Below are 26,251 nucleotides of genomic sequence, written 5' to 3'. Positions count from 1 at the left end.
TCATGTCCACCGGCCCGCGGGCGGCCGTCAGTCCGACGCGGCTTCGATCGCTTCCATGTCGGCATCGGAGAGGCCGAAATGGTGGCCGATTTCGTGGATCAGCACATGGGTGACGATGTCACCCAGGGTCTCGCCGCTCTCCGCCCAGTGGTCGAGGATGGGCCGGCGATACAGCCAGATATGATTCGGCATCTGTCCGGTCACGGCCAGGCCGCCGGTCGCGGCGAGCCCGACGCCCTCGAACAGGCCCAGAAGCTCGAACGGAGACGACAGCTCCAGGGAGTCCAGCGCGTCCTGGTCGGCGAACTCGGCCACCCGGATCACGAGATCGCCGGTCAGGGCACGGAACGACTCCGGCAGCCGCTCGTAGGAAGAGCGCGCGAGGACCTCGAATGCGTCCAGGTCGGGCGCGGTAAGAGTCGGCCATCGATCAGGAAGGGTCGTCTTCATCGTTTCCGGTATCGAGGAATTGCAGCAAGCCGGGCGGTGGAAATCGAAACGTCAAAACTATCAAATCGCTGGCCGCCCGCCGGAGAAACGGTCCAACGTACCGATCCCGCCTGCGGCCGGAGGTGCAGCCGACTGGACGGATCGAACGATGACTATAATCCAGCCGCTTCGTTTCCGCATTTGAAAATGACATGTCTGAGGCAGCGGAACGGCGGCATGGGCTCCGCTCAGAGATAGGTCACTACCAGATAGACGATCAGTCCGACGGCGACGACATAACCGAGGCCGCGCCCGATGCGGCGGCCCCAGATTTCCGTCCAGTCGTCGCGTTCCGGAGGAGGCCTCTTTCCTGTCATCGCGGCTCAGGTCCGGTTGCTCCGCCCAAGCGCTGCGACGAGGCCCAACAGCGTCAGGACAAGGGTCACCACCGCATTCCATCCGGCGAACGACAGGCCGAGGATGCGCAGGGCCGGATCGGTGCAGCTCGCGATGCGCGTGGTCTGAAGCGTCTGCAGGAAATTCGCCGCATCGCGGACCGAGGTGTCGCCGGGTGCGCAATCCGTGGGGCCCTGCCAGAAGCCCCACTCGGCGCCGGCCTGATAGACCCCGAGATAGAGCCCGTAGGCCATGGTCGCGGCAAACAGCGCCATCACGATCCGCGCACCGGTGATCCGTGCGGTATAGGCGAGCCAGAGCGCGACGACGGTGAGCGGAACCCCGATATAGTATGGAACGCGCTGCTGCAGGCAAAGCGGGCACGGCACGTAGCCGCCGATCAACTCGAAGCCCCACGCCGTGAGGATCGTCGCGGCGGAGATGAGCAGGGCAAGCCCGGCGAGGGTCGTCAGACGCTGGCGGGATTGGGGGGTCACGATGACGAATTCCGATGCGACTGGAGCATGTCCGGGCCAGATGGAAACCGGTTGGCCGTCCGGACATGCATCAAAACAAAGGGTTAGAACCGGTCGGCGTTTCCAGGAAACGCCGAGGGGCACTAGAGAAGGAACTTGGCGGCGACGAAGCCGCCCACGAGCAGCACCACTCCGACCACGAACACCAGGCCGAGGCGCTTTTCGATGAACGCGCGGATCGGCGGGCCGAACAGATAGAGCAATCCGGCCACGACGAAGAAGCGGATGCCGCGCGACAGCACGCTGGCGACCATGAACACGGCGAAGTCGAGCCCGGTGGCGCCCGAAGCGATCGTGATCACCTTGTAGGGAAACGGGGTGAGGCCGGCAATGAAGACGATCCAGGCGCCGTAGTCGTTGTAGCGCGCGGCGAAGTCCTCGAACTTGTGGGCGTAGCCGTAGAAGGCGAGGATCGGTTCGGCCACGGTTTCGAAGGCGACGGCGCCGATCAGGTAGCCGAACGCGCCGCCGAGGACGGAGGCGACCGTGCAGATGAGCGCGAACCACCAGGCCCGCTCGCGCTTGGCGATCACCATCGGGATCAGGAGCGCGTCCGGCGGGATCGGGAAAATCGAGCTCTCGGCGAAGGAGACCCCGGCAAGGGCTTTCGGGGCATGGCGGCCGGCGGCAAGGGCCAGGGTCTTGTCGTAGAGGCGGCGGAGCATGGGCGTCCTTGCGAGATCTCGGGTCGTCGGGTCGCGTCGCCGGCGACGCGGAGCGCAGCCAATAGACGAAATCGACGGGGAAGGCGAGCGGGTCCGGTCGCCGCACGCCGGGCAGTCCGTCCGGTTGCGGGGTCAGCCGCTGCGGTCGCCGGGCCGCGCGTCCTTCCGCCGGGCCGTCACCTCGATCTCCACCTTCATGTCCGGGCTCAGAAGCTCGCAGATGACCAGCGTCGCGGCCGGCCGGATCTCCCCGAAGGCGGCGCCCAGCACTTCGAACACGGCGTCGGCGTGGGCGCGGTCGGTGATGTAATAGCGGGCCCGCACCACGTCGGCGAGGCTGGAGCCGGCGTCGGCGAGCGCGTTCTCGATGGTCGTGATCGCGTTGCGCGCCTGGTCGGCCACGTCCGTCGGCATCGTCATGCTGGCGTAGTCGTAGCCCGTGGTTCCGGCCACGAACACCCAGTGGCCGTCCACCACCGCGCGGGAGTACCCGGCCTTCTTCTCGAACGGCGAACCGGTGGAAATCAGTCGTCGCGTCATGGCCTCCCCCTTTCGTGCCTATCGTCCGCGCCGCCTTCGCCTTGACACGGCATCGCTTGCGCGCTGCAACTGCAGCACGGGATCATTACAGGGGCGCGTGTCCGTGGCGAAGACCTTCTACGGTAACTTCTTCGAAGATTTCAGCGTCGGCATGGTGATCCGCCATGCCACGCCGCGCACCGTCACGAGCGGCGACGTGGCGCTTTATACCGGGCTCTACGGGTCGCGCTTCGCGGTCCAGTCGTCCGACGCGTTCGCCCACGGGCTGGGCTATCCCCACGCCCCGGTCGACGACCTCCTCGTCTTCCACATCGTCTTCGGCAAGACGGTGCCCGACATTTCGCTCAACGCGGTGGCCAATCTCGGCTATGCGGGCTGCCGCTTCCTGGCGCCGGTCTATCCCGGCGACAGCCTCTACGCCGTCTCCGAGGTGATCGGCGTGAAGGAGAACTCCAACGGCAAGACCGGCGTCGTCTATGTCCGCTCCACCGGCTACAAGGCCGACGGCACGGAGGTGCTCGACTATGTGCGCTGGGTGATGGTGCGCAAGCGCGATCCGGACACGCCGCCGCCCGAGCCCCACGTGCCCGAGCTTCCCGCCGCCCTCGACGCCGATGCGCTCGGCAACGCCGTTCCGCTGCTCGACCTCGACGGCTGGGAGCCGGCGCTGGCCGGCTCGCCGTTCCGCTACGAGCACTACGAGCCCGGCGAGCGGATCGACCACGTCGACGGCATGACCATCGAGGAAGCCGAGCACCAGATCGCCACCCGGCTCTATCAGAACACGGCCAAGGTCCACTTCAACCAGCACACCGAGGCCGAGGGCCGGTTCGGCCGCCGGCTCATCTATGGCGGCCACATCATCTCGCTGGCCCGCGCGCTCAGCTTCAACGGGCTCGCCCCGGCCTTCCATGTGGCGGCGATCAACGGCGGGCGCCACGTCTCGCCCACCTTCGCCGGCGACACCATCTACGCCTGGTCGGAGGTGATCGACCGCGGCGAGATCCCCGGCCGCCGCGACGTCGGCGCGCTCCGGCTCAGGACGATCGCGACCAAGGACCGGCCCTGCGCCGACTTCCCGGACCTGGACGCGGAAGGGCGCTACGACCCGTCGATCGTGCTCGACCTCGACTACTGGGCGCTGCTGCCGCTCGACGGCTAGCGAAGCGGCGGGGCTGCCCGACACTTCAGCTTGAAGCCGCGCCGGGCTCGGCTACACTTGCCGCTTCTGCCATCACAGGTGGGATCGGACGATGTTGACCACCCTGGACGCGCGTGACGTTCGCCTGGTCGGCGAGCTCATGACGACGCTGGCCGACTGCGAGGACGGCGAGCGTCTGCGCCTGAGGGCGGGCGAGATCCTGCTCGACCTGTTCCGGGCGGATCACTTCGCCTCTTATGTCTGGGATCCGGCGGCCGGGGTGTTCGATTCCCGAGTCTTCATCAACATGGACCCGGCCAATCTCGATACCTACGCCGCCTACTTCCAGTTCCGCGATCCGATCACCCTGGCGCTGAAGCGGCACGGACGGGCGGCCCACGTCAACGAGGTGATGGACCAGCAGTCCCTGGAGGCGACGGAATTCTTCAACGACTTCCTCGCCCGCGACGGCCTCCGCTTCGGCATGAACTATCACGGCCACGTCGATCTGGAGCATGTCGGCGACCTGAGGATCTGGCGGCGACGCGGACGGCCGAACTTCGAGCGCACCGACGTCGCGCTTCTCGATCTGATCGGTCCGGCCTTCGCCAGGGCGATGCGGTCCGCGCGGCTTCTGGCGAACCATCGCCGGGAGGCCGATCGTGCGGCCCGCATCGGGGCGGCGGCGGACCGTCACGGCCTGACCCCGCGCGAGCGCGACGTCGCCTTCGCGCTGGTCGCCGGCGGGACCGATACGCAGATCGCGCGCACCTGCGGCATCGGCGTGCCGACCCTGCGCACGCACCTCTCCCACATGTTCGCCAAGACCGGGACCGGCTCCCGCGCGGCCCTGATCGCGGCGTTGCTCTGAAGCAAAGCCAGCGAAAGTGGGAACCGGTTTCGCGTCCGGCATTGCGTTGAAAGAGAGCAACGCCAGGAAAAGTGGGCACCGGTTTTCCGTCCGGCGTTGCGAGGAAGGAAAGCAACGCCAGGAAAAGTGCGCAGCGGTTTTCCTGGCGTTGCGGAGAAAAGAGTCTTTTCGCTCACGCGAGTTCGCTTCGCTCACCGCTGCACGGGCGCGGCCATTTCTTTATTCCCGGTCGCTTCGCTCCGCGCCTCTTGACTGGTCGATGCGCGGTCGCGCGCTGACAAGCAATGCCAGCGAAAGTGGGCACCGGTTTCGCGTCCGGCTTTGCGAGGAAGGAAAGCAACGCCAGGAAAAGTGGGTACCGGTTTTCCGCCCGGGGTTTGCTTTGAAGGCGTCTCTCCGGTTGCTGGCTTCCACCATCAGCGGACGACTGTCCGCCGGCCGGAGGCCGCCCGCCCGGAGCCGGTGAGCGCAAGCGAGCTCGGCGTGAGGGGACAGGAGACAGCCCACACAGGATCATCAGTTTCGAGGATGGCAAGCCGTCCCGGATGACGCACGCTGGCGGATCACCGGCGGAAAGCCGGGACCGAATAAACCAGAGGAGAACCATTCCCATGAAACGAACCACATCGAGGCGGCACGAGACCCTGAGCCTTCGGGGCGCGGCCGCCGTCGGGGTTGCGATCGGCGTGCTGGCCGCCACTCCGGCGCTTGCCCAGGACGATCTCCGGCAAATGACGGTGCGCGAGGCCGCCTCCGCCCTGCAGGCCGGGGACATCACCAGCAGCGAACTCGTCGAGGCCCTGACCGAAGCGGCGGATGCCAACGCGAACCTCAACGCCTTCATCACGCTGGACGCCGCCGAGGCTCGGGCGGCCGCGGCGGAGGCCGACGAGCTTCGCGCCCGGGGCGACGGCGAGGACATGCCGCTTCTGGGCGTCCCTCTCGTCATCAAGGACAACATCATCGTCGCCGGGCAGCCGACCACCGGCGGAACGCCGGCACTCGAAGGCTTCGTCAGCGAGCGGGACGCGCCGGTGATCGCCCGGCTGCGCGATGCCGGTGCCATCATTCTCGGCAAGACGAACATGCACGAGCTGGCCTTCGGCATCACGTCCGACAACGCCCGGTTCGGCGCCGTCGGCAACGCCTACGATCCCGAGCGGTCCGCCGGCGGATCGTCGGGCGGCACGGGTGCGGCGGTTGCGGCCCGGCTCGCTCCGGGCGGTCTCGGCACCGACACCGGCGGGTCGGTGCGCATCCCCGCCGCCCTCAACGGGATCGCCGGCCTCAGGCCGACCATGGGTCGCTATTCCGCCGCCGGCATCGTGCCGATCTCCCACACCCGCGACACGCCCGGCCCGCTGGCGCGCACCGTCGACGATCTGGTCCTGCTCGACGGGGTGATCACCGGCACCGCGACCGAGCTGGATCCGGTCGATCCGAGCGAGATCCGCCTCGGCATTGCCGACAGCCTCGTGTCCGGCCTGTCGCCGGAGGTCGCCGCCGTCTGGAACGAGGCGACGGCGAAGCTGGAAGGCGCCGGCGTCACCCTCGTCAGCGTGGCGCTGCCGGATCTCATGGAGCTGAACGGCAAGATCGGCTTTCCCGTCGCGCTCTACGAGGTCGCGCGGGATCTGCCCGCCTTCCTGGAGCAATGGGATGCGGGCATCAGCCTCGCAGACGTGGCCGACCAGGTCGCCAGCCCCGACGTCCAGGGCGTGTTCGGCACCTTCGTGATGGGCGACAAGAAGATGCCGGAGGAAGTCTACCGCGCGGCGATCGAGACCTTCCGGCCGGAGCTTCAGGCGCTGTACGCGGAAACGTTCACCGCCAACCGGCTGGATGCGCTGGTCTTCCCGACCACCATTCTGGCGGCCCCTCCCATCGAGGGCTCCGGCGAGACGGTCGAGCTCAACGGCGAGCAGGTGCCAACCTTTCCCACCTACATCCGCAACACCGATCCGGGCTCCAACGCAGGCCTGCCCGGTCTGACGCTGCCGATCGGCTTGACCGCGGACGGTCTGCCCGTCGGCCTCGAGCTGGACGGCCCGGCCTTCACCGACCGGCGCCTGCTGGCGATCGGGCTGGGACTGGAAGATCTCTTCGGCTCGCTGCCCGCGCCCGATATCGCAACGAAATAGCGACCTCTTTCCGGGCGGGGCGCGGTCTGCGTCCCGCCCGGCCACGCCTTTTGCGGGCTCTGCCGGTACCCCTGAAAATTGACGCATTTCGCAAAGTCGCAGTCGGTTGAACACCCTAACCTGAGCCCATTGATGCCGACCTGGAGGTTGGGGAAATGGGGACGATGGGTTTTCATCGAACAGCGCTTTTCATGGAGTCACTGGAACAGGTGCTGGAAATCCTGGAGCGGTTGCGCCGCGCCAGGTCCGTGCGGGACGTTGCGGCGTGTGTCGAGGACACGCTGCCACGGGTGGGTGTCGCCGGATATGCGATCGCCTCGCTCGGTGCGGACAACACGGAGCAGGGCCGCGCCATTCTTCTGGAGCGGTGGGATCGCGCCTGGATGCGCACCTATCGCGAGCGGGCCTATCTCGATGTCGATCCGCTTTTGAGCTGCGCGGAGCGGCGGGTCACCCCGTTCTCCTGGTCGGAGGTCAAGGCCACGCCGACCCTCTCCCGGGAAGGCCGCGCCATGTTCGCAGAGGCCCAGGATCACGGTCTGGCCGGCGGCATGGTGTTTCCGATCCGCAGTCTGGCGGCGCCTCCGGCGGCGGTCTGGTTCGGGGGGCCGCGCGAGGAGGTCGGCTCGCAGGCGACGGCGCTGCTGCAGGTGCTTGCGGTCAACGCCCACGCCCGGCTGTGCGGGATGGTGGTTCACGCCGTGCCGGCTGTCCCCGAAAAGGGCGGCCTGACCGGGCGCGAGCGGGAATGCCTGCAGTGGTGCGCGGAAGGCAAGACCAGCTGGGAGATCAGCCAGATCCTCTCCATCTCCCAGCATACGGCGGACTGGTATCTCGCCTCCGCGACCCGCAAGCTCGCGGCCGCCAACCGGCTCCATGCCACCGCGGAGGCGATCCGCCGCGGCCTGATCAGCTAGAGCATCGACCTCAGGCCGCCTCGGCAAACCGGTCGCGATCGTGCGCCGCCTCGTAGTCGAGGGCGGGCCCCATGGGCACGATGCCGGTCGGGTTCACCGAGACATGGCTCTGATAATAGTGGTTCTTGATGTGCTGGAAATTGACCGTGTCGCTGACGCCCGGCCGCTGGAACAGATCGCGGGTGTAGTTCCACAGGTTCGGATAGTCGACCACGCGGCGCACGTTGCATTTGAAGTGGCCGTGATAAACGGGATCGAAGCGGACCAGCGTCGTGAACAGGCGGATATCCGCCTCCGTCAGGGTGTCGCCGACCAGGAAGCGCTGCTTCGACAGAATGTCCTCGATCCAGTCAAGGCTCTTGAAGAGCTCCGACACGGCTTCCTCGTAGGCGTCCTGGCTGGTCGCGAAGCCCGACTTGTAGACCCCGTTGTTCACCGTGTCGTAGATGCGGTCGTTGACGCTGTCGATCTCGCCCCGAAGCCGTTCGGGATAGTAGTCGCCCGCTTTCGCGCCGACGCGATCGAAGGCGGAGTTGAACATACGGATGATCTCGGCGGATTCGTTGGAGACGATGGTCCCGTTCTTCTTGTCCCATAGCACCGGCACCGTGACCTTGCCGGTGTAGTTCGAGTCGGCGGCGACATAGACCTCGCGCAGGAAGTCGGCGTTCTGGATCGGATCGGGAATGACGCCCGGGCCGGACTTGAAGGTCCAGCCGTCCTGCCGCATCAGCCAGTGCACGACCGAGACGTCGATCATGCTCTCGAGCCTCTTGAAGCGGCGCATGATCAGCGCGCGGTGGGCCCAGGGACAGGCGAGCGACACATAGAGATGATAGCGGTCCGGTTCGGCCGCGAAGCCGCCCTCGCCGCTCGGGCCGGGCGATCCGTCGGCCGTGACCCAGTTGCGGAAGGCGGAGGCCCGGCGGACGAACGCGCCCTTGTCGTCGTTGGTGCGCGGGTCGTCGTCGGAAATCCACTCTCCGTTGTCGAGATAGCCCATCGGTTCAGGTCCCTCTTGCGGCTTGCATGAAATCTGTCGGCCCCCGCTCAGGGGCGCGCCTCGGATCAGATCAATTACGCTTTCCGGCCAGCGCGGCCTGATGGTGCCGGGCGCTTTCTTCGGAAAAACAGCAGAAGATGACGGTTTGCGGCTGGCTGCGGTCGCTCAGCCACGCGCGCACGGTGTCCACGGCGATGCCGGCGGCGCGGTCGGCGGGAAAGCCGTAGACGCCGGTGGAAATCGCCGAGAACGCCAGGCTCCTGAGATCGTTCGCCGCCGCGAGCGCGAGCGATTCCCGGTAGGCGGAGGCCAGGAGCGCGTCCTCGCCCGCGCTGCCGCCCGACCATACGGGTCCGACCGCATGAATGACGTGACGGGCCGGAAGCGCGAAGCCGGCGGTCAGCCGGGCCTCGCCGGTGGGGCATCCGCCGATCTTGCGGCAGGCGCTGGCGAGTTCCGGTCCCGCCGCGCGGTGGATCGCCCCGTCGACCCCGCCGCCGCCGGCCAGCCGGCTGTTTGCGGCGTTCACGATGGCGTCCACCTCCAGCGTCGTGATGTCGGCCACGACGATCCGGGCGGTACCCTGTCCGACGGCGATTTCATCGATGATGGTCATGTCCGGACCTCGAATTCTGCAGTCCCGGGAAACGCGGGTGCCGGCGCGAAGTTCGCTCACGTCTCCGAGCGGTGTGCGTCAGGCGTCGAAGGCGATCAAGTCCGTCCGGCCGATCGTGCCCTCGATCGCGCGGTCGGTGAGTGACCGCACGGCCCGTTTCGGCTCATGGCCCTGGGCCCGGGCCAGTGCGTAGCTGTCGGCGTCGACGAGGCCGAGGCTGCCTTCCGCCTTGTTGTGCTTCTCCAGCTTGGCCGCCAGGTTCGCGGGCTCGCCGATGACGGTGTATTCGAGCCGTTCGTCGTTGCCGAGGGTTGCGAACACGATGCGGCCGGCCGAGACGGCGCCGTTGACCTTGAGCGCCTCCTCGATCCCGTGCTCGGCCAGCATTGCGTGCCAGCGCCCGATGCTCTCGAGGATCTCCTCCAGGGCCGACACCGCGTCGGCCGCCGCCGTGTCTGACGGGGCGACGGCGCCGAAGGTGGCCATCACGCCGTCGCCCAGGAACTTGTCGATGACCCCGCCGCGCCGCTCGATGATCGGCACGACGAGGCCGTGATAAAGGGTCAGGGCCTCCACCACCTTGTGCGGCGAGACCGAGGTGGCGAACGGGGTGAAGCCGCGGATGTCCAGCATCAGGATCGCCGCGTCGCGCTCGGTGGCGTGGCCGGCGGTCAGCTCCGCCTCCGCCGAGGTGATCACGTCGGCGACGCCTTCGGAGAGAAAGCGGCGCATGTCGCGGGTGGCGCTGCTCTCCCGGATGGCGGTGATCAGCGTCGCCCGGGCGCGGGCCAGCGCCAGCGCTAGGATCGCCGTCACCGTCAGGATCACGAAGATCTTGTCGAACTCCGCGCCGATCAGGATGGCGTTTTCGCTCAGATAGGTGGTGAAGGAGCGGGTCACCGTGCCCGGCGCCGAGGTTTCCAGTGCGTAGACCACCAGCGCCAGCCAGCCCAGTGCCGCGATCACGCCCTGGGTGACGACGAAGCGCGGATCGAACCTGAGCGCCCTCAGTGCGATGAAGACGAAGATGTAGGCGAAGGTCGGGATCTTCAGATAAAAGGCCGGCGGCTGGCCGTACTGGAGATGGAACGACCAGATCAGGCCGAACAGCATCGCGGTGTCGACCACCATCGACAGGAACAGGAACCAGCCGGGAAGCTGGATCCGCCAGGCCAGCGCGATCCGGAGCAGGGTGAAGGCGAGATAGATCGACAGCGCGATCGGCACCGGCTCCAGCACCGCCATGCCGGCATCGGCCGGGCGCGGCGCGACCACGTAGAGGCTGGCGAAGGTGACGACCACCGCCAGCTGGACCCAGCCGATCAGCCGTTCCGAGCGGACCTCCTCGGCCACCACCAGCTTGCGGACCCGGGCGGGCAGGGGCGCCGTGCTGACCGACGGCGTGCCCAGGCGGCGGAACAGGGCGGCGAACGGACGCGCGAGAAGCGACCGCCGGGCGGGCTTGTCCGTCAGGGTCCGGCTGTCGCTCATCTCGGCCTCCCCCGGCCCATCGTCGACGCTGATGGAGGTGGATGATAGACCTTGCGGCGCGGAAGGCGAGCCGTCGCGCGCCGTTGTGAGCCGATCGTGAACGGAGCGGCTCCCGGCCTTGCGCGGGTTAGGGATCCTTTTGCCTCTGGTTGCGCTAAATGGGAGTGCGCGCACGCTGCGCGCAGACGGGGCTCGGGCGGCGCGGAGAACACGAATGGTCGGACGCAGCATCACGGTGGCGGCGGCTCTGGTGTGCGGCATCGCCGCCTCCCAGGTGCCCGAATATGCCCAGCAATACCGCCAGCGCCTGGGCGGTGCGGTGGACGAGCTGAGGACCGTCGTCCAGTCCTTCGACGCCGATGCTGAGCGCGTCGGCTACGACCGCGTGCAGGCGCTCGCGGCGCTGTCGCGCGCCGAAGACCCGTTTCCGCGTGAGCGCGCGAAATCCATGCGCGACACCATTGCGCGCTACGAGCGGCTGGTGCGCCAGCAGCAGGCCTTCCGCACCAGCGGCGATTTCGGCCGCGTGGTGGTGCTGGTCCAGGATCTCGACCCGACGCTTGCCGAAAACACCTGGGCGGAATTCGAGCCCGGCGTGCCGACCACCATGGAGGGCGGGGTCGCCGCCGGCATCGGCGCGGTCTTCGGCGTGGTGCTGGTCAACCTGCTCGGCCTGATGGGCGGCCGGCGGAGGCGGAAGCGCGCGGAGGCGTGAGGGGCCAAGACGCCGTGTTCTGCGGGCCAATCGTCATGGCCCCGAGCCTCACCATTCACTCCGCTCATTCCCGTGAAAGCGGGAATCCATGGGGCGTATCCGATAGATGACGGCCTTTGCGGAAACCCGCCTGCGCAACCGTTCGTCAAAAGATCACGGCCGCGTTTTCTTCAGGCTCAGACTGGATTCCCGCTTTCGCGGGAATGAGCGGAGCAAGGGGACTGGCCAAAGAAAAAGGTGCGCCCGGAGATTGGACGCGCCTTGGTCATGAGCCGATTTGAGCCAGGTGGCCGGATTATCGCGAAGCCAGCGCGCGACTGCGCGCCGGCCGGTCAAGAAGCGTGGAGCGAAGCGACCGGGACGAAAGAACCGGCCGCCCACCCGGAGCCGGTGAGCGGGGCGAACTCAGCGTGAGAGAATAGAGCTCTTTTTTCTCGCAGCGTCAGATATCGAAGCGGTTTCCACTTCGCCACGCTTCGCCAATGCCCGGCGCTCCAAGGTCAGCCGGATGTGTCCTGGATACTAGCAGTCCTCGAATACAGAATGAACGAATAGAGAACGCACTGAAGCTTGCGACCTGCGAAAGAATCGAACAGAGTCTCGCACGCGGTGCTTGTGCTGTGCCGCAAAAGGAAACGGGCCGAACAGGTGGTAGGACACCGATCCGGCCCGCAGAAAGCAACCCCCCGCGAAGGGGCTGGAATTTTTGCTAGCAGCTTTTTCGTGCCTGTATTCGGCCCCGCTGTCAAGCAAGGCGTTTCCAGCTCTGCCGCCATGCTCAAAAGGAGCTATTATGGGCACGATAGTCACGTGGCCGGGAGCGTCCGGCACATCATACCGAACTGAACTGTTTCCTATTGGAACTCAGTTCAATGCCGTCTCAGGTGTCTACATCCTGTGCGCGTCCACTTCTCCGGATCGCTGGACAGCACTCTATGTCGGCGAGACGCAGTCCCTCTATGATCGCCTCAATGCCAATCCTGGGGCCCATGACGGGATTGTATGCGCATCCGGATGCGGGGCCACCCACATAGCCGTAATGCGCGCCGATGGCGACGCCCTGCGGCTCTTGGTCGAGACTGATCTTCGGCACTCTCTGAACCCTCCCTGTAACAAGCAGTCGGTGCCGGCAAAAACGATCGCCGACATCTTAGGATAATTAACGCGGCGGGCGGCGTTCAAGTTGCCCGCCGCCACGCTACACGGGCTGGGTTTATGCCCTCACCGCACCAGCACATTCCGGAACTGCCAGGGGTCGCTCTCGTCGATGTCCTCAGGGAAGAGGCCCGGGCGGTCGGTGAGCGGGGTCCAGTCGGTGTAGTGGCCCTCGACCGGGCCGAGATAGGGAAGCTGGACCTCCAGGCAGCGGCGATAGTCCATCTCGTCGGTCTCGACGATGCCGGCCTCCGGGTTCTCCAGCGCCCAGACCATGCCGGCCAGCACGGCCGACGTCACCTGAAGGCCGGTGGCGTTCTGGTAGGGCGCGAGCTCACGGGTCTCCTCGATGGAGAGGCGCGAGCCGAACCAGTAGGCGTTCTTCTCGTGGCCGTAGAGGAGCACGCCCAGCTCGTCGATGCCGTCGACGATCTCGTTCTCGTCGAGGATGTGCAGCGTGTCCTGGGGCTTGCCGGCCTGACCGAACATCTCGAACAGGGACAGCACCGCGTCGTTCGCCGGGTGGTAGGAGTAGTGCACCGTCGGCCGGTACTCCGGCTCCAGGCCGGCGCCGATGGTGAAGTAGTCGGAGATCGAGACGCTCTCGTTGTGGGTCACCAGGAAGCCGTACTGGGCGCCCGGCGTCGGGCACCAGGTGCGGACCCGGGTGTTGGCGCCCGGCTGCAGCAGGAAGCGCGACGACTGGCAGCCGCCCGGCTGAGTGCGCATGTTGTCGGGCTGCCAGGTCTCGTGGGTGCCCCAGCCGAGCTCGGCCGGCTGCAGGCCCTCGGAAATGAAGCCTTCCACGGACCAGGTGTTCCAGAACACGTTGAGCGGCTTCGGCGTCTTGGCGCGCTGGGTGTCGCGCTCGGCGATGTGGACGCCCTTCACGCCGAGATCGCGCATCAGCCTGGCCCAGCCGTCGCGGTCGTCCTGGGACGGCTCCTGATAGGAGAAGCCGGTGGCGTCGGCGATGTCGATCAGCGCCTGCTTGACGAACCAGTTGACCATGCCGGGATTGGCGCCGCAGCAGGAGACCGCGGTGGTGCCACCCGGGTTGGCGGCCTTCTCGTCGCGCACGGTCTGGCGCAGCGCGTGGTTGGTGCGGCCGGCCTGGTCCTTGTCCCGGTCGAAATAGAAGCCGGCCCAAGGCTCCACGACGGTGTCGATATAGAGCGCGCCGATTTCGCGGCAGAGCTTCATGATGTCCAGGGACGAGGTATCGACGGAGAGGTTCACGCAGAAGCCCTGGCCGCCGCCTTCGGTCAGCAGCGGGGTGAGGACCTCGCGGTAGTTCTCCCGGGTGATCTCCAGCTTCTCGAAGCGGATGCCGCGCTCGTCGAGGAGCTTGCGGTCGGTGTCGACGGGATCGATCACGACCATGCGCGCCTTGTCGTAATCGAAGTGGCGTTCGATCAGGGGCAGGGTGCCGCGCCCGATGGAGCCGAAGCCGATCATGACGATCGGGCCTGTGATGGTGCCGTAAACGGGATAATCGGCCATGGACGGTCTCCTTCGAAATCCGGGTCGGTCGGTCGGGGCCAGAGGCGGCCGAGAAGGTCGGGACGATCGGTCAGCGGAACCGTGACCGGATGGCGGGACTAGCTATAGGCGGCGCCGGCCAAGACAATATGACCGTCGCCGCTCAGGCTTGGATACGCGGACGGGCAGGGTGCCTCAAGCCGCGGCGGGAAGAAAGGCCGGCTCCGGGGAGACGAGGCTGGGCGCCTCGACGGCCAGCGCGCCGGTGCCGACGATCAGGCCGGCGGCGGAGCGCAGGTGACCCTCGATCAGCTCGAGCGCCTGAAAGCGGGGCCGCTCCACGGGACCGGGCATGAGGAGGCGCGCGGTGAGCGCGGCGGAGAAGCCGAAGCGGGCATAGTAGGCCGGATCGCCGACCAGCAGCACGGCGCCGTGGCCGAGTGCGCCCGCGCGGTTGAGCGCGCGCCGCATCAGTGCGGAGCCGACACCGAGGCCCTGGGTGATCGGATCGACGGCCAGCGGGCCGAGCAAGAGCGCCGGCACGCCACCCGCATCGACATGCCACAGGCGCACGGATCCGACGAAGCGGCCGTCGGCGTCTTCCGCGGTCAGGGCCAGGCCTTCGGCCGGCAGCCGGCCGCAGCGCACGGCCTCGCTCGACTTCAGGACGCGCTCGGCGCCGAACACGGTGTCGAGCAGGGATTCCCGGGCGGTCCAGTCGGCCGCAACCTCATCGCGCAGGTGGATCATGGCACATCCTCCCCTCCGGCGCGCTCCATCCGCCACCGGCCAGAAGACGAAGAAAAAGGGTGAATTGGTCGGCAGCTCGCGCGCTCTGGCGCAAACGCATTCCCTCCGGCCGACAAGACCGGATGCACGCGCCCGCGCGGCGAGCTGCCGTCTCCCGCCGCCGGAGCGGCGGGCTGTCGTCAGATGACGTAGGACTGAAGCGGCGGGAAGCCGTTGAAGCCCATCGACGAATAGGTCGTCGTGTAGGCGCCGGTTCCCTCGATCAGGATCTCGTCCCCGATCTCGAGCGAGATCGGCAGCGGATAGGGCGTCTGCTCGTAGAGCACGTCCGCCGAATCGCAGGTCGGGCCGGCGATGACGCAGGGGGTGGCCTGCGCACCGTCGTGACGGGTGCGGATCGGGTAGCGGATCGCCTCGTCCATGGTCTCGGCGAGACCGCCGAACTTGCCGATGTCGAGATAGACCCAGCGGGTCTCGTCCACGGCGTCGCTCTTCTTCGAGATCAGCACGACCTCGGCCTTGATGACGCCCGCGCCGCCGACCATGCCGCGGCCCGGCTCGATGATCGTCTCCGGGATGCGGTTGCCGAAGTGCCGGCGGACGGCGCCCATGATGGCACGGCCGTAGGCCTCCGCCGACGGGATGTCCTTCAGGTACTTCGCCGCGAAACCGCCGCCGAGATTGACCATCTTCAGCTCGACACCGCGCTCCGCCAGGCTGTGGAACAGGCCGGCAGCCACCGACAGGGCACGGTCCCAGGCTTCCGTGTCGCGCTGCTGGGAGCCGACGTGGAAGGAGATGCCGTAGGGCGTGAGGTTGAGATCGCGGGCGTGGGTCAGCACGTCGATGGCCATGGACGGCTCGCAGCCGAACTTGCGCGACAGCGGCCATTCGGCGCCTTCGCCGTCGCACAGGATGCGGCAGAACACGCGCGCACCCGGGGCAACGCGGGCCACCTTTTCCACTTCCTCGACGCAGTCCACCGCGAAGAGGTCGACGCCGAGGGCGAAGGCCCGGGCGATGTCGCGCTCTTTCTTGATGGTGTTGCCGAACGAGATGCGGTCCGGGGTCGCGCCGGCGGTGAGCGCCTGGTCGATCTCGACCACGGACGCGCAGTCGAAGTTCGAGCCGAGCTCGGCCAGCAGCGACAGGATTTCCGGCGCCGGGTTCGCCTTCACGGCGTAGAAGATGCGGGTGTCCGGCATCGCATGAGCAAAACCGAGATAGTTTTGACGCACGACGTCCAGGTCGACAACGAGGCACGGCCCGTCAGGGCGGCGCGTGCGAAGAAAGTCCAGGATGCGATCGGTCATTGTCGCGACTCCCCCTCGTGAAGAGGTTGATCCAACCGAGCCGCACGCACGACGTCACGAACCGCGATGGAGACGGTCGAACGTAGCCGTTGGGCTCGAAGCCGGTCCGAAGACCGGCCATGCTCATTGCGCTGACCGAACCGTCGATGAGGGAAAACCCATCTCAATACGGATCGATCGTCGAAATGCCGCCGATTGGAACGGGAGATCCCGATCCGCACGCCTGGCAAGGATGTAGTCGCCTCTTCAGTAACCCCGGCCTTTGGAGAGCCGGCAGAGACCAAAAAAGCCCTCTACGTCGTTGCTTCAAGTCGCGCTGCAAGCGAAGTCGGCTTGCAGGGTCCGGTTTGCTCCGGAAGACCGGTCTTGCCCTGTCTTGTTATCGACTGACCGGCACGCGACCACAGGCACGTGCGAAATTGGGCAAGACGGCAAATAGGGAAAAAAGCCCGGCAGCGCAAGGGGAAATTCGCATCTGGCGCCAAATTCATCATGCCCTGGACACGCCCGCAGGCGTCCGGGTGGAACACCGTGGCCCTTCGACCTCAAAATGCCGCTCTTGGTCGCCATCAGGCCGGAAAGCGGCCCCGGGGCCGATTCGACGGATGCAAACCGGGCAGGACGGACCATGGCGGGAAGGGAGCTGGACAGATGAGCGAGACGATGTGGGCCGATGTCGACCGGTTCTTCGAGGACAGGCTCCTGGGGGCGGACGAGGATCCGGCGTTCGCGCTGGAGGCGAGCCGGGACCGGGGGTTGCCCGAGATCGCCGTGTCGCCGGGCCAGGGCAAGATGCTGATGCTGCTGGCCCGGATGAGCCGGGCGGCCAGGATCCTGGAGATCGGGACCCTGGGCGGCTATTCGACGATCTGGCTGGCGCGCGCGCTGCCGGCCGATGGCACCCTCGTCTCCTTGGAGATCGAGGCCGCCCACGCGGACGTCGCGCGCGACAACCTCGCCGCGGCCGGTCTTGCGGACCGGGTCGAGGTGCGGCTGGGTCCGGCCGTCGAAAGCCTCGAAGCGCTCGCCGGCGAAGGGCAGCGTTTCGATTTCATATTTGTTGACGCCGACAAGGCAGGATTGCCGGACTATTTCCGTTTGGCGATGGAGGTGGCGCATACTGGCACCGTTCTCGTGTTCGACAACGTCGTCCGCCGCGGCCGGGTTCTGGACGAGAGCGGCGGCGATCCGGGCGTGGAAGGAGTGCGCCGACTGACCGACCTGATCGCGGCCGAGCCCCGCGTCTCCGCCACCAGCGTGCAGACCGTGGGCGCCAAAGGCTATGACGGTTTCACCCTGGCCCTCGTGACGGGCTAGAAACATCCCGATCCGGAGCCGTGTCCGTTTCGCCCGCAGGGGCGTCCGAGCGGAAGAGGCTCCGGGTCCCGACCTGGACCCCGGATAACCAAGCGGCATCACAATGAGCCTGCCCTATGTCCTCGCCGCGGTCGCCGGCCTGCTGGTGATCATCGGCCTGACCGAGCCGCTCGCCCGGCGGCTCAAGCTGCCGCCTTCGGTGCTTCTGGCCGGGGTCGGCATCCTTTTGGGCGGCGGGGCGTCGCTGCTGCTCTATTCCAACGTGCTGTTCGGGCTCGACAACATCGCCGTCGTGTTCGCGTTCCCGCCGCTGAACTCCGAGGTCTTTCTCTACATTCTGCTGCCGGCCCTGCTGTTCCAGGCGTCGCTGTCGCTCGACGTCCGCCGCCTGATGGAGGACGCCGCCCCGATCTTTCTGCTGGCGGTGGTGGCCGTGATCGTGTCGACCTTCGCGATCGGCTACGCGGTGGCGCCGGTCTCCGGCGAGCCGCTGCTTCTGTGCCTGCTTCTGGGAGCGATCGTGGCCACCACCGATCCGGTGGCGGTGATCGCGATCTTCCGCGATCTCGGCGCGCCGGCGCGGCTGACCCGTCTGGTGGAGGGCGAGAGCCTGCTCAACGACGCGGCGGCCATCGCCCTGTTCGTGCTGCTGCTGGAAGCGCTGACCAGCGGCACCGACATCACGCCGCGCGCCGCGGCGGAGACGCTCGCCTTCTCCGCCGCTGGCGGCCTCCTGGCAGGGCTGGTCGGCGGCTGGTGCGCGCTTGCCCTGTTCAACGTCGTGCGCCACGTCCCGGCGGCGCTGATGACGATCTCGCTGGCGCTGCCCTATCTCGTCTACGTGGTCTGCGAACTTGCGCTGGACGTCTCCGGCGTGATCGCCGTGGTTGCGGCCGCGCTCGTGGTGGCCACCGGCGGACCGACCCGTGTCCCGCCGGACGCATGGACCCAGGTCAAGGCGATCTGGGATCAGCTCGCCTTCTGGGCAAGCTCCCTCATCTTCGTGCTCGCCTCGCTGCTGGTGCCGAAGCTTCTCGGCGGGGTCGATTTCGGCGATCTCCTGAGCCTGGTGGTGCTGATCGCCGCAGCGCTCGCCGCCCGGGCGGCGGTGCTGTTCCTGCTCGCGCCTGTGCTGACGCTGGCGCGGCTGTCGGAACGCATGCCGCCATCGATCAAGGCGGTCATCCTCTGGGGCGGCCTGCGCGGCGCCGTCACCCTGGCGCTGGCCCTGGCAGTGACCGAGAACACGATGCTGGACCAGGACCAGAAGCGCTTCATCGCGGTGCTGGCGACCGGCTTCACCCTGTTCACCATCCTGGTCAACGGCCTGTCGCTCAGGCCGCTGATCCGGCTCCTGCGCCTCGACCAGCTGTCGCCGTTCGACCGGGCGCTGCGCGACGAGGTGCTGGCGCTGGCGCTGGGCAACGTGCGGGAGACGGTGGCGACTGCTGCGGACGAATACGACATCGCGCCGGCGGTCGCCCGGGAGGCCGGCCGGCCCTACGACGCCCGGATCGCGGCCGCCAAGGCGGATGCGGACAAGGCGGCCGACATTCTCGACCGCGACCGGGTCACGCTCGGGCTGGTGGCGCTGGCCGACCAGGAGCGCTCGATCCTGCTGGAGCACGTCAACGACCGGACGGTGTCGCTGCGCATCGTCTCCCAGCTCATCGTCGATGCCGAACGGATGCGGGAGAACGCGCGCGCCAGCGGCCGCGTCGGCTACCGCCGCGCGGCGCGGCGTTCACTCGGTTATCCGATCGCCTTCCGGGTCGCGCTGCGGATCCATCGCTACACCGGCTACGACCGCTGGCTGATCACCGAACTGGCGGAGCGGTTCGAGCGGCTGCTGGTCAGCCGCATCGTGCTCGGCGAGCTGGTCCCTTACGTGCGCAACCGGCTGGCGCCGCTGCTCGGCGAGCGCGTCGGCGAGATCGTCGAGGACATCCTGGCGCTGCGCCGGGAATCGGTGGCCAAGGCGCTGGCGGCGCTGCGTCTGCAGTACCCCGACTACGCCAACGATCTGGAGCGACGCTTCCTGCTGCGCATCGCCACCCAGCACGAGGACCGCGAGTACCGCAATCTCTACCACGACCATCTGATCGGGGCGGAGCTCTACTCCGCGCTTCAGCGCGGCATCGAGCAGACCCGGGAGAGCGTCGAGCGCGGACCCCGGCTCGATCTCGGCATGCGCACCCGCGACCTGATCGCCCAGTTCCCGCTGTTCAAGGGTCTGACGCCGGACCAGATCGACCGGGTCGTCCGGTTGCTGCGCCCGCGCTTCGCGGTTCCCGGCGAGCGGCTGATCCGCAAGGGCGACCGGGGCGATTCCGTCTATTTCATATCGTCGGGCGCGGTGGAGGTTGCCGCCGAGGAGCGGCGCGTGCGGCTCGGCCGCGGCGATTTCATCGGCGAACTGGCGCTGCTCTATGGCGGCCGTCGCAATGCCGACGTGACGGCGCTCGGCTACTGCCAGCTTCTGGTGCTGGAAGGCGAGGCCTTCAAGAAGCTGGTGGATCGCTATCCGGAAATCGGCGCGGAGGTGGAGCGCGTCGCCCAGGCCCGGCTCGCGGCCAACCCGGCGACCGATCACGGGGTGGAGATCTCCGGCCCGGGCCGGCCGGACGGCGGCGGCAGCCGCGCCAGCTATGACGACGACGATGACGAGGAGGAGGATGCCTCCGCCCGCCGGTTCGCCGCGCTCATGCGGTGGCGCTCGCCCGGCGGAAGCTAGGGCAGTGTCCGATCAGGCCAGACCACCGGATCGAGACGAGAGGGCTCCGGGTTCAGCAGGCAGCGCAATTGCGTTCCGGACTGACATGTCCGAGCGACAGCAGGCGGCGCGGAATTCCATGTCGAACACGGTCTTGTCGTTCAAATCGAAGCCGTCTGAACAGGACCCGACTGCAGGGCGTTCCGATCTTGCGGATCGCCGGGACGGGCGGGCGTGCGCGACCGAATGGAACGGATTCCGGGTGTCGGCCGGCAAAAACGCCGATCGCCCTTGCAGGGGCTGGACAGGCCGGAGCCGACTTTCTATAAACCGTCGCTCTGAGGGATGCAGGCGGTCTCGCCTGCCGTGGTCCCGGTCGCCCAGGTAGCTCAGTTGGTAGAGCATGCGACTGAAAATCGCAGTGTCGGTGGTTCGATTCCGCCCCTGGGCACCATCATCCCCAAAAGTCCTTTCCGTTGAAATAGTTGAGTGATTTCCAGGGCATAGCCTCGCCCGACTGGTACACAAAGGTGGGGCACATGCTATGGGCGATCGTGAAGCCAGTGAGACGGCCCGAGTCCCGATTTCCCCTCTTCCGCAAGCGCATCCCGCAGGACGTCCTGCCGAAGCTTCAGGGCCGGACGCTGACGATCCAGGTCGGTGACACGTCGGTTCCCTGCCGGATCACCGAGAAGACCCGCGAGATCAAGGTGTCTCTCCGGACCGCCGAGCCGGGTGAGGCGAAGGAACGGCAGGCGGATATCTCCGCCCAGCTTGAACGGCAATGGCGAGCGATCCGGAACGGACCGCAGCGGCTCACTCAAAAGCAGGTCGTTTCGCTTGCCGGTGAGATCTACGGGCTGGTGGTCGATCGATACGAGGACGATCCAGAGACGCCGGAAAGGTGGGATGCCGTCATCGAAGGAAACCGGCTCGCCAAGGAAGGGCGCTGGCCGATCCATATCGGCTCCACGGATGCTCAAATCCGGAATGCCTATGAGCACACCTTCGGCCCGTTAGCGGACCTCGTGCTATCCAGGCGCGGCCTTGAGATCGACGACGACAGCCGCGACCGGCTTCTCAGGAGAACGGGCGACCTGCTTGACCGTGCGGCCGAACGGCTGAAGCGGAACGCGGAAGGGGACTATTCGCCGGACGAGGTGCGGAAGGGCTTCCCCTCCTGGACGTCGGCGGCACCGAAGCGTGCTGCGCCTGCGGCGAACACACAGGCCCGTGTGAGCCTTCAGAAGCTTCTCGACGACTGGTGGACCGAAGCCAAGGCGCTTGGCCTCAGTGGGGCGACACGGGAATCCTACAGCCATGCCGTGGGTAAATTCCGTAAGCACCTCAAGCACGACGATGCGGCACGGGTCACGCCTGAGGACGTGATCGCCTTCAAGGACGCCCGACTGAAGGAGGTCAATCCGAGAACCGGCAAGGTGGTCTCGCCGAAGACCGTCAAGGATTCCGATCTTGCCGGCCTCAAGACCGTGTTCGGGTGGGGCGTTCGGAACCGGCGTATCGAGACCAACCCGGCTGAGGGCGTCACCGTGAAGCTTCCCAGGGCGGCACGGAAGCGCTCCAAGAGCTTCTCCGACGAGGAAGCCCGCTTGATCCTTGACTTGTCCTTGGCCTACCGGCCCGGTCGCCGCGAGCGTCCGACACTAGCCGCTGCCAAGCGGTGGGTGCCCTGGCTGTGTGCCTACACCGGGGCTCGCGTCGGCGAGATGGTCCAGCTCCGCAAGCAGGACGTCCGCAGGGATGCCGGCGGGTGGTACATCCGGATCACGCCGGATGCCGGGTGGGTGAAGGACAAGGACATGCGGGACGTGCCCTTGCATCCGCATTTGATTGAACAGGGCTTTATCGAGTTCGTTGAAGGTGCGCCGGATGATCGCCTGTTCGTGACGCCCGACAAGGTCGGCGACATCACCGCATCATGGCGCACCACAAAGACCCGGCTGGCAGAGTTTGCCCGAAAAGTCGTGCCGGACCCGGACGTCCAGCCGAACCACGCATGGCGGCACCGGTTCGTGACCGAAGGAAGGCGTGTTGGCGTCCCGGAACGGGTCCTCCACGAGATCACCGGCCACGCACCGTCAAACGTCGGCGAGGCTTATGGTGAGGTGCCGATGAGCACGATGCGGGAGGGAGTTGAGCGATTTCCGGGCTACTGGCAGTATTATTCTGTATCGGCCTAAGCGATGTGCCCTTAGTCGCGCACCAAGGACGCCATTCAAGTGGACAGGTCAAACAGAAGCCCCCCTCCCGGCTGGGGCGATGACAAGCTAACAGCATACATAGAAAATTTCCGCGCAAACCAGTTCGCTACGTTTCATCACAAAAAAACAGAATTTGGCGACGCCTGTAATGTTGACAATCTATTTTTAAGATTTCTCGACGGGGCGATGAACCCGACTCCTTTTCCGCCAGTGAATTTCCTTTTGCGAGCCCACTCGTCTTTTCGGGCCTCTGTAAGTTCGGTTATGGGAGGTCAAGTTTATGAAGCCTATGCCATACTCCGCGTATGCTTAGAACAGGCCGCTTATGGCTTTTACATTGGATCTGACTCGGCTCGGTGGGAATTATGGGCGCAGAGAGGTGAGTCGAAGGAGAGTCGAGCCGCTGTTCGTAAAGAATTTACGGCCGGTAAAATAATCCGACATCTCAGAATGATGGCCCCGAATATCGCAGGAAAATATGAAAGACTATATGAGAGGCTTATTGACTACGGAGCTCACCCAAATGAGCAAGGATTCGTTTTAAGCTCAAGCATGGTTCGGTCTGAAGACATAATTCAGTTCAATTCAATATATCTTCATGAGGACGGGCATCCGCTCGAATTTGCTCTAAGTACCTGCGTCCAGGTTGGAATCGGAGCCCTTCAAATAGCGCAACTCATATACCCGACGCGCTTCATGCTTCTGGGAATTGGGGAGGAACTAACTTCGCTCAGAAGTCGGTATTAGCTCTGGTGGGCATTGGCGAGGCACCGGTAGACACTGGCGCGGCCGATCCCGAGACGTTCGGCGATGGCCGTTGCTCCGAGGCCTTCAGCCTTGAGCCGGGCGATCTCTGCCGTGTCGATTGACGGCTTGCGGCCCTTGTAGACTCCCCGCGCCTTGGCCTTCTCAATCCCCTCCATCTGACGTTCCTTCCGAAGGTTCGTCTCGAACTCGGCGAACACCCCGAGCATGTCCAGGAAGGCCTTGCCGGCTGCCGTTGAGGTATCGATGGGCTGCTCTGTGGCGACGCCCTTCTGCCGGAGGTCCCGAACGATGTCCTGAAGGTCCCCGATGGACCGGGCGAGCCGATCGACCCGCGTGACCATGAGCGTGTCGCCCTCCTTCAGGAAGTCCATCAGTATGCCCAGCTCGGTACGGTCCTTGCGGCTGGTCCCGCTGCGCTTCTCCTCCCGGACGCACTCACAGCCGTGCGCCTTGAGGGTCTCCACCTGGGAGGACAGGTCCTGATCGATGGTGCTGACGCGGGCGTATCCGTAGGTCGACATGGCGAGGCTCCAGGTGTCTCGTTTGGCTCTAGACCATCCGCACCTAGCGTCTCAGAATCCAAATATCAACCCTTATGGGACGCGGAAAGTGTCTCGCCGCGATGTCTCGCAGGGGTATACGTCATTGACACATCAAGACGGCTAACCTCGATTTCTTGCCCAACGGACTATTAAGAATATCAGCGAAAGAAGTATCGTTGATATAGCATACAGCAGAAGTCCGAAGAGGGCGGCTTCGTCGTAAGCCATTCGGGAAGTGCTATCTGAAGCAATTATAAAGCCTCCGATGCCAAAGAAAATTGATATCACGGATGCATATACGATCTCGGTGATTATATCTTTTTGGGACCGGTATAGTTTTTTAATCTTGTTCTCAGTCAGGAGGATGTAGCCAATGCCGGCGAGGAAGAGAAGTACTAAATGTGAGTAAATGACAAATGTGTTTCGGCTTGGTGAAATGAGGCCGAGTAGAGCTACTATTGGAACGCCGATGCCGAAAAGGCCGAAGACGACCCTATCATTCCTGCCCATGTTGTCCCCGTAGAACTTATACAGCTGGAACTCTAAACGCGCTGGTTAGCGTAACGTGCTCAATGTACAGCCTGTCTCAGCTGTGGCACGATCTTGCAAGTTCAGTCTGCGCAAAAACACCTATTCTCGCACACAAACAGCAACGGCCAGACACCCCCACCATGGGGGAACTGAGACGGCGCTCATAGTAACAAATGCCCTCTCAGATTTTCCCGCCGCATATTCCGGAAGTAGTCTGTGAGCCAGATGAAGCCGTCTGCCTGTACATTCTGGACAGCCAAGGGGTGTACAGACCTTACTCGTCTTCCTCGCCGAGGATTGCTTCAATTGCTTCGCGGTGTTCCTTGGCGTAGTCCTGTACGATGGCCCTCACGGCCGATGGACTGAAGTTGCCTAAGGCGGTGGCGAACAGGCTGGCGTTCTTGTGGAGGCTCTTGCCGAACTCCTTGGAGAGTCGCCGCTCGAAGTCGGCGATCTGCCGGTCCTCCCAACCTTCGTCCCGGTCGGCGGACGTGTCACTCAGGAAGCTCATGGCTTCCCGGTAGGTCATCCTTTCGGGCTTCTCACCGACAGCTTCGATGTCTTCGCGCATCTTCCGCATCTTCCCGACCTGGGACGTGGAAATGCCGGCCTCCTGGGAGACCTCCCGCTTCGACCCGACCCGCTGGGTCGTCATGCGCCACGCGAGGTTCATTCGGTCCCGCTTGGTGAAGGAGAGCTTTGCCTTCGTGTTTTCCCGAGCGGCTGCCCTGAGGGCGTCATCCACGGAACCCTCGAACGCCTGCACCGGTGCTCTGGTCACGCCGGCCTTCTCGTAGGCGGCGAGCCGGTGATGGCCATCAATACAGACCCACTGATCCTCCAGCCGCTTGACCAGGATCGGGTCGAGGGTCCGGTCCTCCGGCGGCTTCTGCTTGAGGGCGATCGCGAGGTCTTTGGCGTGCTGTTCGCGCTCCAGCTCGGTCCCTTCGTCAACGCGGTGCTGGAAGACGTTCTCCAGCGTGACGATGTCGGCGACCGGCAGGCTTTCCGGTGAGGTATCGCCCGGAACGACAATGGATTCCGCCGATCGAAGCAGGTCGAGAGCGACATGGAACGGCAGTTGCCGCAGGTCGTCGATGGTGCGGCTGGCGATGGTCTGCTGTCCGCTCATAGGGTCAGGTCTGGCCTCATTGCAGGATAATCCGGAGCCGCCTCTATGAAGGTCCGCCAAGCCTCCTGACAACCCCGCTACGTAGAGCACTCAGGACCGCGCGGGAGGTTGTCCTCCCTGTATAGTGTGCAACGGAACGAGCCTGTGTTTGGGAGATGACATGGCCGCCAAGCCCTACACCACGAAGCAGTTCGGCGACGCCTGTGAGCTGCTTGTTGCCGCCGAGCTAACCTTCGCCGGTATTCCGACCATGAAGGCCCCGGACTATTGGCCGGGCTATGATCTCGTGGCCCAGCCACCGGGCACGCTGCCGCAACGGATCTCCGTCAAGGGACGGACATTCTCGAAGGGCTCGGCTTTCGTCGACTACCGCAAGTACGACGTCTTCGACTGGCTGGCGATCGTGATCGTACCGAGGGAAGGGGCTGGCGAGCGAGGCATCTATCTGGTCCCCCGCGATGTGAGTGACGCGTGCGCCCGAACGTACAAGGGCAAAGGGGTAGTCGATGTCGCCGAGTTCCGCATCGACGAGGTGGCGGACCTGTTCGATAGCTACCGCAACAACTTCGCCCTGAGCCGTCCTGAGCCTTCGGCGGCCCGGCGTCGTTAGGTCATAGCCGAAGTGCTGTCTGTGGTTCGATTCCGGGGGCGGAATCCAACTGCCCGATCGGTTGCCGGCTGGTCGCACAACTGGTACACATACGCTGAAGAGGCTCCTCGGAAAAAGCCTTTTGGATCAATGGCTTGATGCTCTGATCGGCATAGTCCGCCCCTGGCACCATTTCCCCAAAAAGTCCTTTCCGTTGATGCAGGGCAGGCCGGCCTGAAGGCCTTGGACGACCGCTGCTGAGGGTGCTCGGCGACC

The 26,251-nt window shown here is 65.7% G+C and carries 23 protein-coding genes and 1 tRNA gene; 10 read left to right on the top strand and 14 right to left on the bottom strand.

From position 1 onward, the window contains the following. Positions 1 to 27 precede the first annotated feature (27 nt). The 5 genes from J2S73_RS00580 to J2S73_RS00560 form a co-directional block, all read right to left on the bottom strand. On the bottom strand, positions 28 to 450 hold the full coding sequence (locus tag J2S73_RS00580) for a metallopeptidase family protein (protein ID WP_306883480.1): 423 nt from the start codon (positions 448 to 450) through the stop codon (positions 28 to 30). A 227-nt stretch (positions 451 to 677) separates the two neighbouring features. Further along, positions 678 to 806 (bottom strand): hypothetical protein, encoded by a 129-nt coding sequence (locus J2S73_RS00575; RefSeq protein ID WP_306883479.1) that lies wholly within the window; start codon positions 804 to 806, stop codon positions 678 to 680. A gap of 6 nt (positions 807 to 812) precedes the next feature. Further along, on the bottom strand, positions 813 to 1,322 hold the full coding sequence (locus J2S73_RS00570) for a disulfide bond formation protein B (protein WP_306883478.1): 510 nt from the start codon (positions 1,320 to 1,322) through the stop codon (positions 813 to 815). 122 nt (positions 1,323 to 1,444) lie between these two features. Next, positions 1,445 to 2,026 carry a YqaA family protein gene (locus J2S73_RS00565; protein ID WP_306883477.1) on the bottom strand — a complete coding sequence of 194 codons (582 nt, stop codon included), beginning with the start codon at positions 2,024 to 2,026 and terminating at the stop codon, positions 1,445 to 1,447. A gap of 132 nt (positions 2,027 to 2,158) precedes the next feature. Next, positions 2,159 to 2,566, bottom strand: coding sequence for a RidA family protein (locus tag J2S73_RS00560; RefSeq protein WP_306883476.1), 408 nt, complete (start codon positions 2,564 to 2,566; stop codon positions 2,159 to 2,161). A gap of 103 nt (positions 2,567 to 2,669) precedes the next feature. Between J2S73_RS00560 and J2S73_RS00555 the strand changes: the two genes are divergently transcribed. The 4 genes from J2S73_RS00555 to J2S73_RS00540 all read left to right on the top strand — a co-directional run bounded on the left by J2S73_RS00555 (position 2,670) and on the right by J2S73_RS00540 (position 7,636). Beyond that, on the top strand, positions 2,670 to 3,728 hold the full coding sequence (locus tag J2S73_RS00555) for a MaoC family dehydratase (RefSeq protein ID WP_306883475.1): 1,059 nt from the start codon (positions 2,670 to 2,672) through the stop codon (positions 3,726 to 3,728). Positions 3,729 to 3,819: 91 nt separating this feature from the next. Then, complete coding sequence (locus J2S73_RS00550) at positions 3,820 to 4,578, top strand: helix-turn-helix transcriptional regulator (RefSeq protein WP_306883474.1); 759 nt, start codon at positions 3,820 to 3,822, stop codon at positions 4,576 to 4,578. A gap of 611 nt (positions 4,579 to 5,189) precedes the next feature. After that, complete coding sequence (iaaH, locus tag J2S73_RS00545; protein WP_306883473.1) at positions 5,190 to 6,719, top strand: indoleacetamide hydrolase; 1,530 nt, start codon at positions 5,190 to 5,192, stop codon at positions 6,717 to 6,719. Positions 6,720 to 6,910: 191 nt separating this feature from the next. Then, positions 6,911 to 7,636 (top strand): LuxR family transcriptional regulator, encoded by a 726-nt coding sequence (locus tag J2S73_RS00540; protein ID WP_306883472.1) that lies wholly within the window; start codon positions 6,911 to 6,913, stop codon positions 7,634 to 7,636. A gap of 10 nt (positions 7,637 to 7,646) precedes the next feature. On the opposite strand, the gene J2S73_RS00535 is transcribed toward J2S73_RS00540, so the two are convergent. From J2S73_RS00535 to J2S73_RS00525, 3 genes are all read right to left on the bottom strand, one after another. Next, positions 7,647 to 8,639: a glutathione S-transferase family protein gene (locus tag J2S73_RS00535; RefSeq protein ID WP_306883471.1), complete on the bottom strand. Its 993-nt coding sequence runs from the start codon at positions 8,637 to 8,639 to the stop codon at positions 7,647 to 7,649. A 70-nt stretch (positions 8,640 to 8,709) separates the two neighbouring features. Beyond that, entirely contained in the window at positions 8,710 to 9,255 is a 546-nt protein-coding gene (locus J2S73_RS00530; protein WP_306883470.1) for an O-acetyl-ADP-ribose deacetylase, read from the bottom strand. Positions 9,256 to 9,333: 78 nt separating this feature from the next. Next, complete coding sequence (locus tag J2S73_RS00525; RefSeq protein WP_306883469.1) at positions 9,334 to 10,746, bottom strand: adenylate/guanylate cyclase domain-containing protein; 1,413 nt, start codon at positions 10,744 to 10,746, stop codon at positions 9,334 to 9,336. Positions 10,747 to 10,960: 214 nt separating this feature from the next. Between J2S73_RS00525 and J2S73_RS00520 the strand changes: the two genes are divergently transcribed. Next, complete coding sequence (locus J2S73_RS00520; RefSeq protein ID WP_306883468.1) at positions 10,961 to 11,461, top strand: DUF2937 family protein; 501 nt, start codon at positions 10,961 to 10,963, stop codon at positions 11,459 to 11,461. A 1,221-nt stretch (positions 11,462 to 12,682) separates the two neighbouring features. On the opposite strand, the gene J2S73_RS00515 is transcribed toward J2S73_RS00520, so the two are convergent. From J2S73_RS00515 to J2S73_RS00505, 3 genes are all read right to left on the bottom strand, one after another. Continuing rightward, entirely contained in the window at positions 12,683 to 14,119 is a 1,437-nt protein-coding gene (locus tag J2S73_RS00515; protein ID WP_306883467.1) for a homospermidine synthase, read from the bottom strand. A 174-nt stretch (positions 14,120 to 14,293) separates the two neighbouring features. Then, on the bottom strand, positions 14,294 to 14,848 hold the full coding sequence (locus J2S73_RS00510; RefSeq protein WP_306883466.1) for a GNAT family N-acetyltransferase: 555 nt from the start codon (positions 14,846 to 14,848) through the stop codon (positions 14,294 to 14,296). Between the two features lie 179 nt (positions 14,849 to 15,027). Continuing rightward, positions 15,028 to 16,161, bottom strand: coding sequence for a type III PLP-dependent enzyme (locus tag J2S73_RS00505; RefSeq protein ID WP_306883465.1), 1,134 nt, complete (start codon positions 16,159 to 16,161; stop codon positions 15,028 to 15,030). A 651-nt stretch (positions 16,162 to 16,812) separates the two neighbouring features. On the opposite strand from J2S73_RS00505, the gene J2S73_RS00500 reads away from it, so the two are divergent. The 4 genes from J2S73_RS00500 (at position 16,813) to J2S73_RS00485 (ending at position 22,392) form a co-directional block, all read left to right on the top strand. Continuing rightward, positions 16,813 to 17,478, top strand: coding sequence for an O-methyltransferase (locus tag J2S73_RS00500; RefSeq protein WP_306883464.1), 666 nt, complete (start codon positions 16,813 to 16,815; stop codon positions 17,476 to 17,478). A 103-nt stretch (positions 17,479 to 17,581) separates the two neighbouring features. Further along, positions 17,582 to 20,212, top strand: a complete 2,631-nt coding sequence (locus J2S73_RS00495) for a cation:proton antiporter (protein ID WP_306883463.1) — start codon at positions 17,582 to 17,584, stop codon at positions 20,210 to 20,212. Positions 20,213 to 20,569: 357 nt separating this feature from the next. Continuing rightward, a tRNA-Phe gene (locus J2S73_RS00490) sits at positions 20,570 to 20,645 on the top strand. Positions 20,646 to 20,730: 85 nt separating this feature from the next. Next, the gene (locus J2S73_RS00485; RefSeq protein WP_306883462.1) at positions 20,731 to 22,392 is read left to right on the top strand and encodes a site-specific integrase; all 1,662 of its coding nucleotides are present in this window, start codon (positions 20,731 to 20,733) and stop codon (positions 22,390 to 22,392) included. A gap of 764 nt (positions 22,393 to 23,156) precedes the next feature. Here J2S73_RS00485 and J2S73_RS00480 read toward each other — a convergent pair. From J2S73_RS00480 to J2S73_RS00470, 3 genes are all read right to left on the bottom strand, one after another. Further along, on the bottom strand, positions 23,157 to 23,702 hold the full coding sequence (locus J2S73_RS00480) for a recombinase family protein (RefSeq protein WP_306883461.1): 546 nt from the start codon (positions 23,700 to 23,702) through the stop codon (positions 23,157 to 23,159). Positions 23,703 to 23,843: 141 nt separating this feature from the next. Beyond that, positions 23,844 to 24,233 (bottom strand): hypothetical protein, encoded by a 390-nt coding sequence (locus J2S73_RS00475; RefSeq protein ID WP_306883460.1) that lies wholly within the window; start codon positions 24,231 to 24,233, stop codon positions 23,844 to 23,846. Positions 24,234 to 24,528: 295 nt separating this feature from the next. After that, positions 24,529 to 25,386 carry a ParB N-terminal domain-containing protein gene (locus J2S73_RS00470; protein ID WP_306883459.1) on the bottom strand — a complete coding sequence of 286 codons (858 nt, stop codon included), beginning with the start codon at positions 25,384 to 25,386 and terminating at the stop codon, positions 24,529 to 24,531. Positions 25,387 to 25,546: 160 nt separating this feature from the next. Here J2S73_RS00470 and J2S73_RS00465 point away from each other — a divergent pair, with 160 nt between their 5' ends. After that, a complete protein-coding gene (locus tag J2S73_RS00465) occupies positions 25,547 to 25,996 on the top strand; it encodes a hypothetical protein (RefSeq protein WP_306883458.1) in 450 nt (149 codons plus the stop codon). The last annotated feature ends 255 nt before the right edge of the window (positions 25,997 to 26,251 follow it).

It is taken from the genome of Amorphus orientalis (assembly GCF_030814015.1).
GTDB lineage: Bacteria > Pseudomonadota > Alphaproteobacteria > Rhizobiales > Amorphaceae > Amorphus > Amorphus orientalis.
This window is presented reverse-complemented; position numbering and strand designations above follow the sequence as displayed.

Bases quoted from the DNA above. Each gene is read 5' to 3' on its own strand.
- J2S73_RS00580 (WP_306883480.1), bottom strand. From the start codon at position 450: ATGAAGACGACCCTTCCTGATCGATGGCCGACTCTTACCGCGCCCGAC.
- J2S73_RS00575 (WP_306883479.1), bottom strand. From the start codon at position 806: ATGACAGGAAAGAGGCCTCCTCCGGAACGCGACGACTGGACGGAAATC.
- J2S73_RS00565 (WP_306883477.1), bottom strand. From the start codon at position 2,026: ATGCTCCGCCGCCTCTACGACAAGACCCTGGCCCTTGCCGCCGGCCGC.
- J2S73_RS00560 (WP_306883476.1), bottom strand. From the start codon at position 2,566: ATGACGCGACGACTGATTTCCACCGGTTCGCCGTTCGAGAAGAAGGCC.
- J2S73_RS00550 (WP_306883474.1), top strand. From the start codon at position 3,820: ATGTTGACCACCCTGGACGCGCGTGACGTTCGCCTGGTCGGCGAGCTC.
- iaaH (WP_306883473.1), top strand. From the start codon at position 5,190: ATGAAACGAACCACATCGAGGCGGCACGAGACCCTGAGCCTTCGGGGC.
- J2S73_RS00540 (WP_306883472.1), top strand. From the start codon at position 6,911: ATGGAGTCACTGGAACAGGTGCTGGAAATCCTGGAGCGGTTGCGCCGC.
- J2S73_RS00535 (WP_306883471.1), bottom strand. From the start codon at position 8,639: ATGGGCTATCTCGACAACGGAGAGTGGATTTCCGACGACGACCCGCGC.
- J2S73_RS00530 (WP_306883470.1), bottom strand. From the start codon at position 9,255: ATGACCATCATCGATGAAATCGCCGTCGGACAGGGTACCGCCCGGATC.
- J2S73_RS00525 (WP_306883469.1), bottom strand. From the start codon at position 10,746: ATGAGCGACAGCCGGACCCTGACGGACAAGCCCGCCCGGCGGTCGCTT.
- J2S73_RS00520 (WP_306883468.1), top strand. From the start codon at position 10,961: ATGGTCGGACGCAGCATCACGGTGGCGGCGGCTCTGGTGTGCGGCATC.
- J2S73_RS00515 (WP_306883467.1), bottom strand. From the start codon at position 14,119: ATGGCCGATTATCCCGTTTACGGCACCATCACAGGCCCGATCGTCATG.
- J2S73_RS00510 (WP_306883466.1), bottom strand. From the start codon at position 14,848: ATGATCCACCTGCGCGATGAGGTTGCGGCCGACTGGACCGCCCGGGAA.
- J2S73_RS00505 (WP_306883465.1), bottom strand. From the start codon at position 16,161: ATGACCGATCGCATCCTGGACTTTCTTCGCACGCGCCGCCCTGACGGG.
- J2S73_RS00500 (WP_306883464.1), top strand. From the start codon at position 16,813: ATGAGCGAGACGATGTGGGCCGATGTCGACCGGTTCTTCGAGGACAGG.
- J2S73_RS00495 (WP_306883463.1), top strand. From the start codon at position 17,582: ATGAGCCTGCCCTATGTCCTCGCCGCGGTCGCCGGCCTGCTGGTGATC.
- J2S73_RS00485 (WP_306883462.1), top strand. From the start codon at position 20,731: ATGCTATGGGCGATCGTGAAGCCAGTGAGACGGCCCGAGTCCCGATTT.
- J2S73_RS00480 (WP_306883461.1), bottom strand. From the start codon at position 23,702: ATGTCGACCTACGGATACGCCCGCGTCAGCACCATCGATCAGGACCTG.
- J2S73_RS00475 (WP_306883460.1), bottom strand. From the start codon at position 24,233: ATGGGCAGGAATGATAGGGTCGTCTTCGGCCTTTTCGGCATCGGCGTT.
- J2S73_RS00470 (WP_306883459.1), bottom strand. From the start codon at position 25,386: ATGAGCGGACAGCAGACCATCGCCAGCCGCACCATCGACGACCTGCGG.
- J2S73_RS00465 (WP_306883458.1), top strand. From the start codon at position 25,547: ATGGCCGCCAAGCCCTACACCACGAAGCAGTTCGGCGACGCCTGTGAG.